Origin of the sequence: Dellaglioa carnosa (assembly GCF_026948345.1) — a bacterium.
GTDB classification, from domain to species: Bacteria; Bacillota; Bacilli; order Lactobacillales; family Lactobacillaceae; genus Dellaglioa; species Dellaglioa algida.
This window is the reverse complement of sequence record NZ_JANXLI010000002.1, coordinates 159259-175945: the sequence shown is the minus strand read 5'-3', so window position 1 is coordinate 175945 and position 16687 is coordinate 159259. Positions and strand designations below refer to the sequence as shown.

The 16687-nt window shown below is 36.4% G+C and carries 14 protein-coding genes; 2 read left to right on the top strand and 12 right to left on the bottom strand.

What is annotated here, in order from left to right:
* Positions 1 to 610 precede the first annotated feature (610 nt).
* Positions 611 to 2170, bottom strand: coding sequence for an MFS transporter (locus N0K80_RS03830; RefSeq protein ID WP_269023817.1), 1560 nt, complete (start codon positions 2168 to 2170; stop codon positions 611 to 613).
* On the bottom strand, positions 2167 to 2718 hold the full coding sequence (locus N0K80_RS03825; RefSeq protein ID WP_146342604.1) for a PadR family transcriptional regulator: 552 nt from the start codon (positions 2716 to 2718) through the stop codon (positions 2167 to 2169). Before N0K80_RS03825 ends, N0K80_RS03830 begins: the two co-directional genes overlap by 4 nt.
* Positions 2719 to 2927: 209 nt before the next feature.
* Here N0K80_RS03825 and N0K80_RS03820 point away from each other — a divergent pair, with 209 nt between their 5' ends.
* Entirely contained in the window at positions 2928 to 3329 is a 402-nt protein-coding gene (locus N0K80_RS03820) for a pyridoxamine 5'-phosphate oxidase family protein (RefSeq protein ID WP_269023816.1), read from the top strand.
* 52 nt (positions 3330 to 3381) lie between these two features.
* Here the strand turns inward: N0K80_RS03820 and N0K80_RS03815 are convergent, their stop codons facing one another.
* Both N0K80_RS03815 and N0K80_RS03810 read right to left on the bottom strand, forming a co-directional pair.
* Positions 3382 to 4185, bottom strand: coding sequence for a Cof-type HAD-IIB family hydrolase (locus N0K80_RS03815; RefSeq protein ID WP_269023815.1), 804 nt, complete (start codon positions 4183 to 4185; stop codon positions 3382 to 3384).
* 110 nt (positions 4186 to 4295) lie between these two features.
* Positions 4296 to 6110: a glycerophosphodiester phosphodiesterase gene (locus N0K80_RS03810; protein ID WP_269023814.1), complete on the bottom strand. Its 1815-nt coding sequence runs from the start codon at positions 6108 to 6110 to the stop codon at positions 4296 to 4298.
* A gap of 281 nt (positions 6111 to 6391) precedes the next feature.
* On the opposite strand from N0K80_RS03810, the gene N0K80_RS03805 reads away from it, so the two are divergent.
* On the top strand, positions 6392 to 6757 hold the full coding sequence (locus N0K80_RS03805; RefSeq protein ID WP_269023813.1) for a DUF805 domain-containing protein: 366 nt from the start codon (positions 6392 to 6394) through the stop codon (positions 6755 to 6757).
* A 72-nt stretch (positions 6758 to 6829) separates the two neighbouring features.
* Here the strand turns inward: N0K80_RS03805 and N0K80_RS03800 are convergent, their stop codons facing one another.
* From N0K80_RS03800 to ptcA, 8 genes are all read right to left on the bottom strand, one after another.
* Positions 6830 to 8866 (bottom strand): lectin-like domain-containing protein, encoded by a 2037-nt coding sequence (locus tag N0K80_RS03800; protein WP_269023812.1) that lies wholly within the window; start codon positions 8864 to 8866, stop codon positions 6830 to 6832.
* Positions 8867 to 8990: 124 nt separating this feature from the next.
* Positions 8991 to 9584, bottom strand: coding sequence for a WxL domain-containing protein (locus tag N0K80_RS03795; RefSeq protein WP_269023811.1), 594 nt, complete (start codon positions 9582 to 9584; stop codon positions 8991 to 8993).
* A 482-nt stretch (positions 9585 to 10066) separates the two neighbouring features.
* A complete protein-coding gene (locus tag N0K80_RS03790) occupies positions 10067 to 10840 on the bottom strand; it encodes a MurR/RpiR family transcriptional regulator (RefSeq protein WP_057974688.1) in 774 nt (257 codons plus the stop codon).
* A 1-nt stretch (position 10841) separates the two neighbouring features.
* Entirely contained in the window at positions 10842 to 11945 is a 1104-nt protein-coding gene (gene aguA / locus N0K80_RS03785) for an agmatine deiminase (RefSeq protein ID WP_269023810.1), read from the bottom strand.
* An 86-nt stretch (positions 11946 to 12031) separates the two neighbouring features.
* Positions 12032 to 12967, bottom strand: coding sequence for a carbamate kinase (gene arcC / locus N0K80_RS03780; RefSeq protein WP_269023809.1), 936 nt, complete (start codon positions 12965 to 12967; stop codon positions 12032 to 12034).
* 9 nt (positions 12968 to 12976) lie between these two features.
* The gene (gene aguA, locus N0K80_RS03775; RefSeq protein ID WP_146342596.1) at positions 12977 to 14074 is read right to left on the bottom strand and encodes an agmatine deiminase; all 1098 of its coding nucleotides are present in this window, start codon (positions 14072 to 14074) and stop codon (positions 12977 to 12979) included.
* Positions 14075 to 14098: 24 nt separating this feature from the next.
* The gene (locus N0K80_RS03770; protein WP_057974684.1) at positions 14099 to 15457 is read right to left on the bottom strand and encodes an APC family permease; all 1359 of its coding nucleotides are present in this window, start codon (positions 15455 to 15457) and stop codon (positions 14099 to 14101) included.
* A gap of 33 nt (positions 15458 to 15490) precedes the next feature.
* On the bottom strand, positions 15491 to 16522 hold the full coding sequence (gene ptcA / locus N0K80_RS03765) for a putrescine carbamoyltransferase (protein WP_269023808.1): 1032 nt from the start codon (positions 16520 to 16522) through the stop codon (positions 15491 to 15493).
* Positions 16523 to 16687: the final 165 nt, after the last annotated feature.

The following is a 16687-nucleotide window of genomic DNA, read 5'->3' as shown; positions in this document are numbered from 1 at the left end:
ATATCTTTCTGAGCGGAAAACATGTTAACTACTTTTCTTGCAACCGTATTTCTTATCTATGGATACACTATAAATCTATATTATGAGAATGTCAAACATAAACATTAAATTTTTTTAATTTATTTGTTACGACCTAAAACTATATATTATTACTTAATTTTAATTGGATTTTAAAACCCACTAATTCTCATTAAGCGTGTGGTGTAATCAGTTAAATTAATTGCTTTATTCGCTCAATATAATCACCTATACCAATTATTAAAAATACTCCTTTTATTGCGTTATATTCGTGTGTATAAATAACCGAACGTTTGACTCTTTTCATCATCTTCATATATCGAACTATTTTTATACAGCTGGGGTCACACATACTTTTAATCATTTATTTTTTTCGCAAATTAACATACGATGCATATTTCATCTTTCTTTCAGGAAATATTCACTATCAATATTGCTTTTTAGGTTGATTAGCCCAATATCACATTTATAATATCGTCATTACCGATTTTATAATTCTACCATTTTATAATTTAGCCGGATCTAAGATTTATTTATATTTTTTAAATCACATTTTAATTTAAATAAAATTATTAAATTAGATAAATATTTTCTATTTATCCAACTTCTGATCAACACTTTTTGTTTCTCTCAATAAGAAAATCGCGCCTAACACGCCAATAATCATCATGATTAATGAAGTTAGAACAACCTGAATCATCCCTTTATTAAAGGCCGTCAGCACAATATTTTGAACTTTATCAGCATATGGTGTTGAAATCATTTTTTGACTCCACGCTACCATGTGCCCTGAAAAAGCACCCGCGTTCACTAATGCCTGATGAATACCCGTTGCTGCTGCGTTAGGCATGTGACTATCACTGAAGCCAGTATTTAAACTTGCTTCGTATGCTTTAGTTTGTGCTAGACCAAGAACAACCACACCTACCGTGATTCCAATTTGTCGAAAAACATTCAATAAACCTGAAGCCATACCAATTTCTTTCGGATTAATATTATCCATGGCAGCCGTATTTATCATTGGATTAATAATCGCATTTCCCAGCCCCGTTAAAACGAGAAGGGGCAATAATTGTAAATAAGTGAAATCAGTCGTTGAAACTCGACTAAATGTAAATAGTCCAACTCCGGCAATAATAAATCCAAATGTAATCATCCACTTCTTACCAAACTTGTACCCTAGAACACCCGTAAATGGTCCTAGAACAAGCGACCATAAACTCATAGGTAATTGTCTCAATCCTGTAGTAAAGGCAGAGTATCCCATGTAATTTTGCATTAAACTCGTTTGATAAGCAGCTAACGCAAAGATACCCGCTCCAAGTGCAAATGCAAGAATAACCACGCCTACAAAATGACGATTTGTTAATAACTTTAAATTCATCATTGGCGATTTAACTTTTAATTCCACAAATACGAATATTGCCAGAATTATAATTGAAGCAACTAACCATCCCATAATACGCATATCCGTCCATGCCCAGTGCATGTGTTGTTCTTTCTGAATCAACCCATATATACCGGCGAATAATCCAATTGCCGAAAGAATCATACCCATAAAATCAATTGATTCTTCAGCGCCATATGCAGGCGTTTCTTTTACATTTCTGAAAACCAAGTAAACCGCAATTATCCCAACTGGTAAATTAACGAAGAAAATTGAAGGCCAACCAAAATTCTCAACTAGGAGTCCACCGACTAAAGGTCCAATTGCCGTTGAAAATCCAATAACCGAACCCAAAATACCAAGTGCAGTCCCGCGTTCACGGCCTGAAAAGTTAGAGGCCACTAAAGCCATTGATAAACTCATCATTCCCGATCCACCTATTGCTTGAACAGCTCGCCCAATATCAAGGACAAGTAAGTTTGGTGCAAGTCCATTAACGACTGAGGCGATTGTAAATAAAATCATACTTAAAATAAATATTTTTTTTCGACCAAACATGTCTCCTAATTTTGAAACAATCAACAAACTGACAGCAAACATTAACGTATAAGCGTTTAAAATCCATTGTAGGTTACTAAAAGTCGTTTTAAAATCAATTGCCATGCTTGGTAATGCCACATTTACTACTGTAACATCCAAAAGTCCCATAAAAACACCTAAACTCATAGCGAATAAAGCTACCCAGCGATTTGTTTCTTTTTTCATTTTTTATTCTCCAATTTCTGTATCTCTTTTATTTGTGTTTGAATCCAATTCATTTTTGTTTCAAGAACCGTCATAACAAAATCCGTTGTCCGAATTTGCCATTGATAATAGTCCTCCGTAGTTGGATGTGCTTCCCTTAAATCTTCTAAGTGCTTCTTAACGGCAGTATAAACATGAAAATCTTCATCTAATTCGCCGTGATAGTCACGCAAGATGGCAACTTGATCGACCACGCTCATATAATTCATCCCGCGCATCTTAAACCGATACATATCATCCCACTTTGAATCATGAATAACTGGTTTTTCCATTAATTCATGGAAATAGTCACGCCCTGATTCAGTGATATACGCCGTCTTAGTTCCGCGTGAATCTTGATCCTCGTCAAAACAAATATAACCTTTAATTTTTAATTTATCTAAAACCGGATATAAAACGCCATTTGAAATCTTCCTTCTTGGCGACATTGCATTTTCTAAAATCATTCGTAATTTATAACCCGACATATTACGACTCATTAATGCTGCCAAAATTAATAATTCATACATAATAAAATTAAATTCCTTCCTCAATACTTCTTTTAGACACGTCTATTAGACTCATATAAGTATAGTTCTTTTAGACATATTTACAACCTTTTTTCTAAATTTATTATATCTTTTTTTATTTATCCTTTTATAAAGCTTATTCTTTGCCAATCCACCAGTCGTGTGCTAAATTCTAGATACAATAACTCACTAAATAAGGAGATCTTACAATGGCAAAATTAACAGAAGATATGAAGAAAATGATTTCTGAACAACTTAATTTCCTCTCAACCGCAGATGAAAATGGCTTTCCACAAGTTGGTCCAAAAGGATCAATGCGTGTTTTTGATGATACACATTTGATTTACAATGAAGAAACGGCAAAACAAGCCTTACACAATCTTCAAGATAATGGTCGTGCAGCGGTTGCCGTTGTTGATCGTCCTAACTTAAAAGGGTTCCGTTTTGAAGGAACAGCTCATTTGTTTGATTCAGGTGAAATTTTTGATAATGCCGTAGCGTTTGGTACAGAACGTCATTTACCAGAAACACATTATGCCGTCGTTATTGATATCGAACGTATTTATAAATTAGATGCTGGCCCAACAGCCGGCGACATGATTGCCGATTAAATTTCAACCAAAAAGACTGAATACCGTAATGGTATTCAGTCTTTTTTCGTCATCATTCTTGAGATAATTGTTCCAAAATTGCCAATCCAACACCATCTTCAACATTCGTTTTTGCCCGATGGTTAGAAACATCTTTATTTTCTTGATGGCCATTCTCCATGGCATAACTAACACCTGCAGCTTTTAACATTGAGATATCATTTAGGTTATCTCCAATTGCCATTACATCTGACATTGGAATACCCAGATCATCGGCAAATCGTTTCAATGCGATACCCTTCTGCGCATTACTGTGATTAACCTCAAGATTGTTATCTCCTGAAGAAGTCACGACCAACGTCGTATTTTCTTCAATCTTATTTTTTATAACCGATAAATCGTCTGCGCCATCAGTCTTTCGAATAAGCACTTTAAACAAATCTATCTCTGCATTATCAATTATGTCGTTATAGCTATCAACATAATGTATTGGTTGTAATTGTAATTTAACAACAGCTTCATCATATTTAAGCGGATTATCTGAGTAAACGCCATCCGATGTCATGATTTTGAAAAACACATGTTCATCCTTCAACAGTTTAATTACTTTTTTTGCTTCATCTTTCAATATTGGAAAACGATGAATTTGCGTCCCAGTTTCGGTTGTTGTAGCTCCTCCATTGAAATTAATCATTGGTGCGTTGATACCTGCCGCGTCAATCAAAGGTTTAACTTCATCATAACTACGTCCAGTTGCGACAACAAAGGTTACACCCATAGCTTGTGCCTTTTTGATGGCATTCGCGTTACCTTCAGAAATACTATTTTCATTATTTAATAATGTGCCGTCCATATCTGATGCTATAATTTTAATCATTGCTGTTGCACACTCCTAATTCAATCATATTTTCAGTTCAATAACGATTTAAGCATAGCATGCTACCCAGCAAGTGTAAACGGTAACATACCATTTACACTTACCGCCAACTAATTTTCTACGGTTACGTTGAATCCGGTCAACTGATTTGAAAAAAGTGATAATCTGTTTGCATAACTTGGATGGTCATTGTTAGCTTTAACAACATCCTTAAGCGTACTTAGGTCATCCGTGATAATGCCGTCAACATTCATAAACATCATATTTTGCATGACGCTATCATCGTTAACAGTCCAAGCGTATACGTCCTGATTTTCACTATGGGCTTGGCTAACAAATGAATCATTCAAAGTCGTAGCCTCCATAGTGTATGCATCAGCCGATGTGTTCGGGAAGGAAATATTATAAGGCATAATAAAACTAATATAAAGTTTAGGCGCCTGCTTTTTAACTTTTGAAACAACATCGTAACTTAAAGAATGAATTCTATTTTTATCAGCTAACATTCTTTTTTGATATTTTTTCACAAAATTTTTAGTCATATTAGAACTATCTTGCGGAGAAACCTTAATCTCAACTAATAATTTTTGATGATGTTTCTCTGCCGCGTCTAAATATTGATCAAAACTCGGAATTTTAGCCGAATAGCCATTCTCGCTAACCGTAAGTGCCGTTAGCTCAGATAATGTTAAATCATGTACTGTCCGATTAACCCCAGCTAAAGCCTCTAGATTAGGATCATGCATGACAACAAATTGGTGATCCTTTGTTTCCTGAATATCCATTTCGATATAATCCGGTTTCTCCGCAGAAGTCTTCTCTAAGGCAGGAATTGTGTTCTGTACCCCATTCCCATCATCAACTCCTCGATGAGAAATAAGAACCGGATAATCTCCCAGCATCCCTTTTAGATAACCATAATTATAAACGGATGCCGTTCCCGCAATCAGTAAAATAACGAAAAACACACCAACTCTTCGTAATATAGTGAGTCGCTTACTTCTGTTAGCTACTTCTTGAACCGGTTGTAACTGCGGTTGATGTTGCTCAAAAATATCTAATGCGATACCTAATAATAATATGACACTTAATGCAAGGATTATTTGACTAAAGAATTCTAAAAGAAGTAGATTAATCATTGCTATGACTAGTGCTTGCCCTTGAAAATGGGTATCTGCGTAACTTTGAATTGCATATAAGCCAACTTGACTGATAATAGCCAAAACGGCCAGAGAAATAGTAATAGCCAACCCTTTTATTAATGTCGTCCAAAATCTTCCACGAGCTGAATCCCAGCTCAACCTAATTAATTGGCCCGTTCTTTTTTCAGAACTGAATAATAATGTTGGTAAAAAACTGATTAGTCTAATGGAGAAAAAGAAGGCTAGGCCATAAATAGTCAGTATGGGGCCCCATATTTTGGGACTTGTCCACATGTCTTGAATAATAAAATCTGGAATAGTCACCTTACTCAACAAGGAAGATTTAAATAGAACTTCCCCAAACGGTAAAATTAAGACGAAGTACCAAGTTACGAGTAGTGCCGTTAAAGGACGCAATGCAAGTACGTCGTTGATAGATTGTTTTAATAATACTTTATAGCCAATTTTTAAATCATACCGAATTGATCGAATACTTCGAATCATAAAGGCCATCTGGACATAGACAATCCCCAGGATGACTAATATCACCAAAATCAATTCAATCAGAAGTATCGGTTTATCTATCAGAACTGACACGACGTTAGTGTAGGTTAGATAGTCGACGTCATTACCATTGAGAATACTACCCATTATCATCGTTAATATTGGTTGAATAATCTGCGATAGTATAAAATTTGTACCTATCACTAAGAGAAGGTATAGTCTCCAATGACGAAAAAACATTCGATAACTTTTGTTTAAAAAATGTAAAGTTCGACGCATAGTGTCCTCCAATCAAATATTTACTGTGTATCACTTATGATATCACAGCCCTATATATTTTTATATTTATCCACCTTTTACAAAGAATAAATTATCATATCTATCAGGTAATAATGATAATTTTTATGCGATGGATATTATCAATAATGCATATTAATGTACTTACAAGACGCAATCTAGTAAAATATGTTCAGGTACTAATATTTAATTTTTAACATTAATTTATGGTAAGTCCAACAAATGATGACTTTAAAAGCTTTATAAAAAAGGGGGCTATTATCATGATTGAATCATATAAAAATTTCTGGAATAACATCACTAATTTTTCTGATACAGCACGCAGATCAGATTTTTGGTGGCCAGCTATCATTAATGCTATTGTTGGGTTCTTAATTGTTAATATTTATACCTTTTCTGTAGGCCATCCGATAACGGATATCTACAATTTCAGCGATCTGGCTCTTGCAACCGGAAGAAATATCGTCGTATTCTTAGTATGGCTTGCAAACTTATCAGTAACCGTTCGTCGTTTACATGATACTGATCGTTCTGGTTGGTGGATTTTGCTTCAACTAATCCCTATTCTTGGTCCCATTTGGTTCATTATTTTAATGGTTTTACCGGGAAAATCAAATCGTTGGAGCTAATTTCAATAAATAAACTAAATAAAGAGTCACGCAATCGTAATTACCGATTGCGTGACTCTTTATTTTTATATTCTATGGTGCATCTACTAGTGACCAGTTGAGTCTGGCTGCATATGCGCCTTTATAATCAGCACTGTGCGCGACCATTAAGACACCTTGGTCATCTGCCCATTTAATTGGTACATCATCACTATTTACAGTTGTTTTATCGTATACATTTACCGCCGTCCCAACGGTAAATTCTGTCTGGCTAGTACCCGTTTTATAAACTAATGCTTCTTTCAACACATGTTCATTCGCCGTCCCCTTGCCCGTTGTAAAGGGCTCTGTTAACGTTAAATCAACGTGCCAATGACTACCCGTTTTTCGGGTATCTTTTACTCTAACGTCCCAATCGCTTCCTCTGTTAATATCAACAGTCTCTTTACCCGCTGGTATTTCTGTTGACCCATAACTGGTTGTCGTAGGGATATTTACAAACTGTAAAAGCCCTGCAGTTGCAACATTAATCGTAACTGTCTCAACATTTGATTTAGCGCCATCTGAATCCACCGCGTAAACACTTACCTTATGTGTTCCTAAAGGTAATGAAGCAGCCGGAACAGTCGCTGAATAATTATGATCTTGCCCTTTTGGATCATTTTTAACGTCACTCGCAAATGAAACGGCGCTACCACCATCTACAGAATAAGACAAGTTGGCAGTATCACTATCAACATCTTTCCAAGTACCATTAAATTTGTAAGCATCACCCTCAGTCACATCAATTGATTTACCGGCATCAGCCAAGGTAAGAGTAGGTGCCTTGTTTTGTGAGATTTCATAACTTAATGCATTAGTCTTTGTTAAATAGTTGTCACCATTCAATGCGGCTTCACTTTGATTTACCATTCCTACCTTATCAGCAGTCACATCAAAAGTAATATAGGCCGAACTATTAGCATCGGCAGTATACGTTCCCAATTTACCTAAATTAACCTTAGATAACGCCTTGTTTGACCAAGATGAGTCGGGTAACGAAGTCGTTTTTTCAGTTCCGTCTTGCGCTTTTTTAACAACTTTAAGTGTCCCGGGTTTGTATGTCACGTCCCCATCTAACTTGAAATCAGCTAAGATATTTTCCCAATCTTGCTTACCACTTGTATATTTTGAACCGACTTTATAATGTAAGTTATCGCCCAAACTAACTTTCTTACCAGTAACATCCTTACCGGCAACAACGTCGCCAGAACTATTGGTTACCGTATCGGTACCTTCTTCGTTAACTAGTCCAGGAACTTTGGCAAATGCAACTTGATTATTTTCGGTACTGCTACCTGTCGACCCAGTAAATCCCCAAACTACATTATTCCCACCAAAAATAGTTTGTGGATCAATGTTAACACTGACTACCGGATTTTTGGCCCGGTCATCTCCATAAGAATACTGTAGCACTTTGGTTGTTGCATTCCATTTAACGTTGAATGAATACCATCTATCATTCGACATTTGCTGAATACTTTGTACAGCATTATGATTTAATATCCGTCTCCCTTCGCCCTCATCCTTGTACGTTGATTTTTGACCTGGGAATCCCCACGCTAAATGATCACCAATTGACGAACCAACATTCCAATCAAACCCATCATTATAATGAGAATCAAATTCCACTGCAAAACTATTTTGAATGCCATCGAACGGACCATAATGTACATCACTGGCCCAGACGCCCATTTGAGCACCGCTACCTTTAATGATGGTGTTACCTTGTCTAGCATCATTTTGCATAACAAAGGCCATACCATCAGCAGCATTATCACCCATTCCACCAAAATAGAGATACATAGATGATTCAAAATCTTTCGTTAAATCTAATGTATTATTAGCCGTTGACCAAATTGCCCCATTTTTATTATTTCCTTTATCCGGGGTAACCTGGACGTAACTCTTCTTTGTTGTCCCATTTTGGACAACTGTACTATCAGATCCGGCTGGTGTCGTAAAGATATTATCTAATTTAATACTTTGAGGTGGATTATTTTCATATGCCGCCTGGACATGAGTTTCCCCCAGTGTCATGTAACTCAAAATGATACCCACCATGCTGATTGCTAAAATCATTCTTTTCATTTCAGAGATCCCCTTTTTACGTACTGGCCATCTGTCTTTTTAACTTATGTCCTAACAAAACGGCATTTTAAGTTTACTTATCTCAATACAAAATAATCTGGAACGGCCCCACCGCCTCAGATTATTATGGCGCATCTGTTAACGACCAATTAATTGTAGCCGTGTAAGCACCGATATAGTTTCCTGCCGGAACCATCAAAGTGGCATCCGTATAAGGCATACTCCAAGTTCCCATGCCTTGATTGACGGCTGCTGTGACACTTGATTGTGAAGCGGCATTCAGCGTTAATTCATTTACTAAAGTGCCTGGTGCCTGTCCGGTACCCGCACTCGTCGCCGTTTTCGTTCTTAATTTTAAAACGGCTCCATTTAATAAATGTCCACCCTCTGAGTCACTTAATTTAAAGGGAGATCCTAATGAAACTCGTAAATCCCAACCTTCACCTGTTCCACGGGCATCTGAAACCTGCGCCTCTATAGCTGAACCATCGCTGGCCGTTCCACTAGAAGTTAACGTTGTTGCCACACTACTTATTTCAGACTTTCCGAAATTAAAATTTGGCGCCGCTGCGATTGATAACCCGCTGGCCCCTCCTGTTAAATTTACCGTTGCATCAGTTGTCCCATTCAATACCGGATCACTTGCAGCAAAAACTTTTGAAGCCGTTATTCCAAACATAATACTGATACTAAAAGTCGCTAAAATATATTTAATCATTTTGTTTTCCCCCACAGTTATATGAACACCATAGTTATCTGGTTCACTATGTTGTTCATTGAAATCAAAATCGGACTTGGTTCATCCGTCTGCATCAGATAATTTTTTTTAAAATACATCATCTTGCATTGCTATTATGGCCCCCGCCATAGCATTTTGTTTCGGTCTAATTCTGCCTGAGCATTGGCCCTCGAATAAAACCAACACTCCTTTATACTTAACCCAACCATTTCTAATATTGCAACTAGCGCAATATTTATCTCATACGGTCATTCCTTTCTACCCTCTAAAACTATGTAAGTTTATACGTAAAGCTTTCGCACACTGTATGATAACATTAAATTAACCCCGTATACAATTAAAAAGGTAGCTATTTTAGTTAAATAACTTATTCTTTATCTAACTTTAATTAGAGTCTTATTAGGTATATAAGTAATAAAAAAAGGCACCCCTAAGAATGACTTTTTTTATTACTCCGGTTCTTATTTAATACCTTCATTATATTGGTACAACAGTAATTCCATAATAGCAATTAACGAAACATGCGATGTCATTTCAATTCGATTTTGATACAATTCATCGGTAAACAAGTATAAATTAATATTACTCATATTTTGAATGGTATTGTTATTCGCGCCTGTAATGGAAACTAATAACGCATATTCACGTTTTCTTTCAATAATTTGTAGAATCTCAATCAGTTCCTTGTCCTCACCATCATAATTGAAGACAAATAATAAATCGTCAGGTTGTATATTACGATATGCCAATTGACGTTGTTCAAAATTTTTAGGAAAAATAACAATAAAATTATTTAATGTATAAAGGTACTCAATATATTCAGCCGCATATTTACTAAATCCCTTCGCAAAAATATATAAATGGGGTCGTTTATTCATTACCGCTGTTATTCTATTTAATTTATCATTGTCCAAGACGCGGACCGTTTCGTTAATATTTTTTAAATATTCTTCGCGATATTCTACCTGGTTAATCGCAAAGGTTTTATCTTTTTCAATATTATTTTGAGTGATCATTGTATATTTAATAACGGTTATGAATTCGCTATAACCAGAAAAGCCAATTTTACGAACAAATCTTAGAAATGTTGTGGTAGATACAAAACATTCCGCCGCTAACTCACGAATATTTTTATTTTTAATGCTATCCATATTTTTAATAACAAAATCTAATAAAATTTGTTCATTCTTATTAATTTTCTCAATGTTTCCATTAACAATTTCATAAAAGTTCATTTTACACCCCCGTATACGTTGGTAATGCGTCCACGATACTGTGTACGTTACCTCCGCCTAACAAAAGTTCTCGTACATAAACAGGTTCTATCTTACGATCCGGAAATAGTTGAGACATTTTCTCAATAGCAATATTATCTTGCGGATCATCAAAAACAGGTAAAACTAAAACATCATTTGCGAGATAGAAGTTAACATAACTTGCTGTCAATCTGTCTCCTGGATAGCGTGGCAGAAGACCATTTACCAAGTCAACGCCGTTACTTTCATCTTCAGTAGCAAATAAAGGTTTTGGTATTTGTAATTTATGAATCTTAAATTGGCGACCCTTCGCATCTGTAGCATTTTTTAAAACATCATATGCTTGTTGCGATATCACATATTGCGGATCATCCACATCATCAGTCCAAGTAAGTACTAATTCCCCGGGTTGCACAAAACTCAACATACTATCAACGTCGCCGTTAGTTTCATCCATATAATAGCCATATTTAAGCCAAATAATTTTTTCAACACCTAAATAGGCTTTCAAAATCGTTTCTACAACAGGTTTAGTCATTTGACCATTTCGACCCTCTGACAAGATGGATTCCTCCGTAACAATCAGAGTCCCCTCACCATCGGTGTGAAAAGCGCAGCCTTCCAGGATAAATTCTTCTAATCGATAATAATCAATTCGATTAAGTTCACATAATTTTTCTGCAACTTGATCGTCCATATCCCATGGAAAGTATAACCCATCAACTAGTCCACCCCATGCATTGAAGCGCCAATCGACGCCTCGAATATCGCCCTGGTCGTTCAATACATAGGTTGGCCCAATATCTTTTATCCAAGCATCGTCAAAGCTCATCTCAAGCACCCTAATTGATTCCGGTAATAAGTGGCGGGCATGTTTATACTGCTGCCTTGAAACCAACATGGTCACTGGTTCATACCGACTTACAATTATTGCAATCTCAATGAAGGTATGGCGCGCATCATTTGCGCCATTACGCCAATTGTCAGGTCGTTCTGGCCACATCATTATTGATTCATGATGTCGAATTGTTTCTGCAGGTAAATAAAAATGATCTTTTCGAGGTGTTGATCCCATAATTTTCATAAATGAACCCCATTCCGTATTTCTTTCCTATAACTCAGTATACACTAAAGAAGTAACTAGCTTGACACGGCTAGTTACTTCTCTAATTATTGATGAATAGCGGTTCCTTTGTTTCCACTAATAATATCTTGAACATCTTCTAAAGCGCCAATCACGGCAGGATTACCTGTCTTTTGTACAAATTGAACGGCAGCTTTTACTTTAGGCATCATGCTACCCGCGGCAAATTCTTTAGCGTCAATATGGCCTTGTATTTCCTCGGCCGTAACATCAAAAATTTCTTCCTGATTTGCCTTGCCATAATTATAAAAGACGCCACCGACAGAAGTTAAAATAATTAACTGATCGGCATTGATTAATTCAGCAATCTTAGCAGCACTAAAATCTTTATCAATAACTGCCTCGGTCCCGATTAATTGATCGCCCTTACGAATAACGGGAATACCGCCACCACCTGAGACGATTGGAATAATACCAGCATCCACAATTTGTTTAATGGCCGGATATTCTTTAATTTCAAGCGGTTGAGGTGAAGGGACAACCCTTCTATAACCTCGCCCAGAATCTTCAACTAATGTCCATTCGGGATGTAATTTAGTTATCTGCTCTAACTCTGATTCCTTATAGAAAGGACCAATTGGTTTAGTGGGTTGCTCAAACGCTTGATCATTTTCATCCACAATCGTTTGCGTCACGATTGAAACGACACTTTTATCAATCTGTTTTTTAGCCAGTTGTTCTTGCATGGCATTTTGGAACCAGTAACCAATACTTCCTTGAGTCATAGCACCACAAGTATCTAAAGGCATAGCCGGATTTTTTTCACTATCCGCTGCTTGTTGCTGTAGTAATAGATTCCCAACTTGTGGTCCATTACCGTGCGTAATAATTAACTGATCACCATTTTCAATAAATTTAATTAACGCCTTAACTGTTCCTTGAACTGCTTCTTTTTGAGCATTGGCAGATGCATCATTCGATAAGATTGCATTACCGCCAAGTGCGACAACAATTTTTGCCATCATAATCTCCTATCTGCCGACTGGGACTTGTTGCGTAATGCAGTGAATATCGCCACCGCCTAATAAAATTTCACGAGCCAAGATACCGACCATTTCACGATCAGGATATAATTTTTGTAAAGTTTCTTTAGCTTTTTCATCCATTGGATCGTCGAAAAGTGGGTAGATAATTGCACCATTAGCTGTGTAATAGTTAACGTAGCTAGCTGCTAATCGATCGCCTTCTAAACGTGGCAATGTTCCGTCAACTGCATCTACGCCTTCACTTTCTTTAGCCGTAATTAAAACTGGTTTAGGAACATATAATTTTTCAACTTGAATTTTACGACCTTTAGCGTCTGTTGCATTTGTTAAAATGTCATAATTCTCCTTAGAAATTGCATATTGCGGATCATTTTGATCATCGGTCCATGCCAAAGCGATTTGACCTGGTTTAACAAAATTGGCAATATTATCAACATGACCATTAGTTTCATCCAAATAAATCCCATTTTTTAACCAAATAACTTTTTCAACATTCAAATATTCTTTTAAAATACTTTCAATTTGTTCTTTTGATAATTGAGGATTACGTCCATCAGATAATAAACATTCTTCAGTTGTAATTAACGTTCCTTCTCCATCAACATGGATTGATCCACCTTCTAGAACAAAATCATCTAGTCGGTAACGATTACGGCCTTCTAATTCTGATACTTTTTGTGCGACTCTATCATCTTTGTCCCAAGGGAAATATAACCCATCAACTAAGCCTCCCCAAGCATTGAAAGTCCAATCAACAGCACGAACGTCGCCTTTGTCATTAACAACAAATGTTGGTCCACAATCGCGAATCCATGCATCATCACTTGATATTTCTGCCACTTCAATATTATCGGCAAGTACATGACGTGCATTCGTATATTGACGATCGCTAACTCCAACCGTTACTGATTCAAACTTAGCAATGGCTGCTGCCACTTCAGCGAAAACAGCTTGGGCTGGTTTTGCCCCTTCTCGCCAGTTATCTGGACGTTCTGGCCATAAAAGATAAACGCCTTTATGTTCCTCGAACTCACCTGGCATATGGTATCCGTCTGTTTTTGGAGATGTATCTAAAGTTTTCATAATTTAATTACTTCCTCTCTCGATTTATTTACCTTGTTTTTCAGCATAATTAATACAAATTTCACCAATAATAATTGTAATAACGGTTCCCACTAATACTGGTATTTTACTACTCATTTCTGCTTGGCCACCGTTCAACGGAAAGGCTGTTAAAATCAATGTCAAAATTAAAAGGACCATCGGAATCCAAGTCATTAATTTAATCATTAGTGGTCTGCCTGGAACTTTAAATGGGCGTTCCCGATCGCCATCAATCTTACGTAAGCGTAGAAATGATGGGAACATTAATATATATGAACCCAATAGTGCAACAACATTTAAGGAGAAGAATGCCCAGAAAATGTTGGGATTGGGGATAAATGGTGCGGCAATAACCAAGACAGTTGCGATAACACCATTTAAAATAGTTACCCCAATTGGCATATGGCTTTTTTTACTTTCTTTTTTGAAGATTTTTGGTAAATCGTTATTTTTAGCAGCGTATAAGGCAACATAATTAACCCCTGCTGACCAAGAAACTAGATTAGAAACCAGGGTATACATGAAGAGTACCCCAATCGTAACAACAAACCAGTTATAGTGTCCAACTAATAATAAAATACTATCCATTAATCCACCAGATGTTGATAGTTGACTACTTGGAATAGCAGCTCCCATTCCAAATGCGGCAAAGAGGTAGAAGACGGCAATTAGAACACCACCCCAGATAATAGCTTGTGGAATTTGTTTCTTAGGATTTTTCATATCTCCGGCCATTGTAGCCACAACTTCAAATCCTAAAAAGTTGAATAGAATAACAGATATATAACCTAAACTTGTTGCATCAAATTTAGGTAACATTGCTGTTCCTGAAAAATCATTAGCCAAACCGTGAGTAGCTGCATGGTAGATACCTAGTCCACCCACACTTAACATGATAATCACTTTCGCAATTGCGGCTAAATTCAAGATCCATTTACTATCCGCAATTGGGTAACAACAGATAATAGTAACGCCCCAAATGAATAAGAGCTCAATTCCAATACCCATTCCCGTTCCTATTTTAACTCGGAAAATCTGTTCGATCACTTCATTGAATAAGACGGCTAAACTAGCCATCCAGATAGGAAAATTAATCCAGTAAAGCCAAGCAGCTCTTCCGCCCCATTTTCTACCAAAGGCTCTTTTAACCCAATCATAAATACCACCTTCATCATTATAAGTCGTTCCCAATTCCGCGGAAATTAACCCATAAGGTAGAAAGAAGAATAAGAGAAGTGCTCCCCACCAGAAAAATTGTGATGGTCCAATAGCGGCCGCAGGTGCTGCAGATTCAACAACTAATACTACAACTACCGACATTAAGACTGCATCAAACAGTCTGAATTGTTTCTTTTCTTGCATAGTCTCCGCCTCCATTTATTGACAAATCAGAAATTATTTCGTTGAATCAACTCGATTTATCAATAAATTTTTTAGCGTGTCATCCTTCAAAGAATCAAGCAATTCGTCGGAATAATTCATACTTGGGGCCATTAAGTAAACTAATAATGCTCTCATTGCTGTTAATCTATTTTCTGCTTCATCCCATGCAACTGATGCTTTTGAATCTAGGACACTATCTGTCACTTCTTCACCACGGTTAGCAGGTAAACAATGCATGAATCTAGCGTTATCATTTGCTTTAGCCATTAATGCGTCATTAACTTGGTATTTAGGATAGAAGATTGCCATACGTTCGTCATATGTCAATGCTGCTTCGTATAAGCCATACCAAACATCTGTATAAACGAAATCTGCATCTTTCATTGCTTCTTCAACATCTTCAGTAATTAAAACACTGCCACCTGATAATTCAGCATTTTTTTGGCCAATTGCTAATGTTTCTGGTTTGATTTGGTAGCCTTTAGGACCATATTGAACGAATTGCATGCCCATTTTAGTTGTGACAAACATTAATGAAACACAAACTTGAGTTGCATCCCCTACAAAAACAACTTTACAATCGCTTAATTTCTTACCAGCTGGTAAGTTTTCAGCCATTGTGATGATATCGCCAATTTCTTGTGTAGGATGGTTATAATCGCTCATCCCATTTAGTACGGGAACGGTTGATTTTTCTGCAATGATCTCAATCGTTTCATGTTTAGCAACACGAGCCATTAAAATATCTACCAAACGAGCTAAAACAATTGCTGTATCTCCTAATGATTCACTTTCTGAACTACCTAAATGAATTTGTCCTGGTGCTAAGTATTGTGCGTGTCCACCAAGTTGTGTCATAGCTGTTTCAAAAGCGACACGTGTTCTGGTTGATGATTCTTCAAACAACATACCTAAGGTCTTGTTACTTAATAGTTGAGGATAATTACCTTCTTTAATATCCTTCTTCATTTGAATTCCTAAATCAATTAAATATTGAATTTCGTCTTTCGTGTATGTCTTAGTATCGATAAAATCTCTTTTCATAATAAGCATCTCCTATATATTTTTTATTTTTTCTACACCCCTAATATAAGTTGTTTTAAAACTAATTAATAGACTTTTTCCGCCTATCGTTTGTTACCATAATACTGTGTATTTTGTTCCATTTTGCGTAACAAAATACACTTGTTTTATTGAAACGAAAAAAGC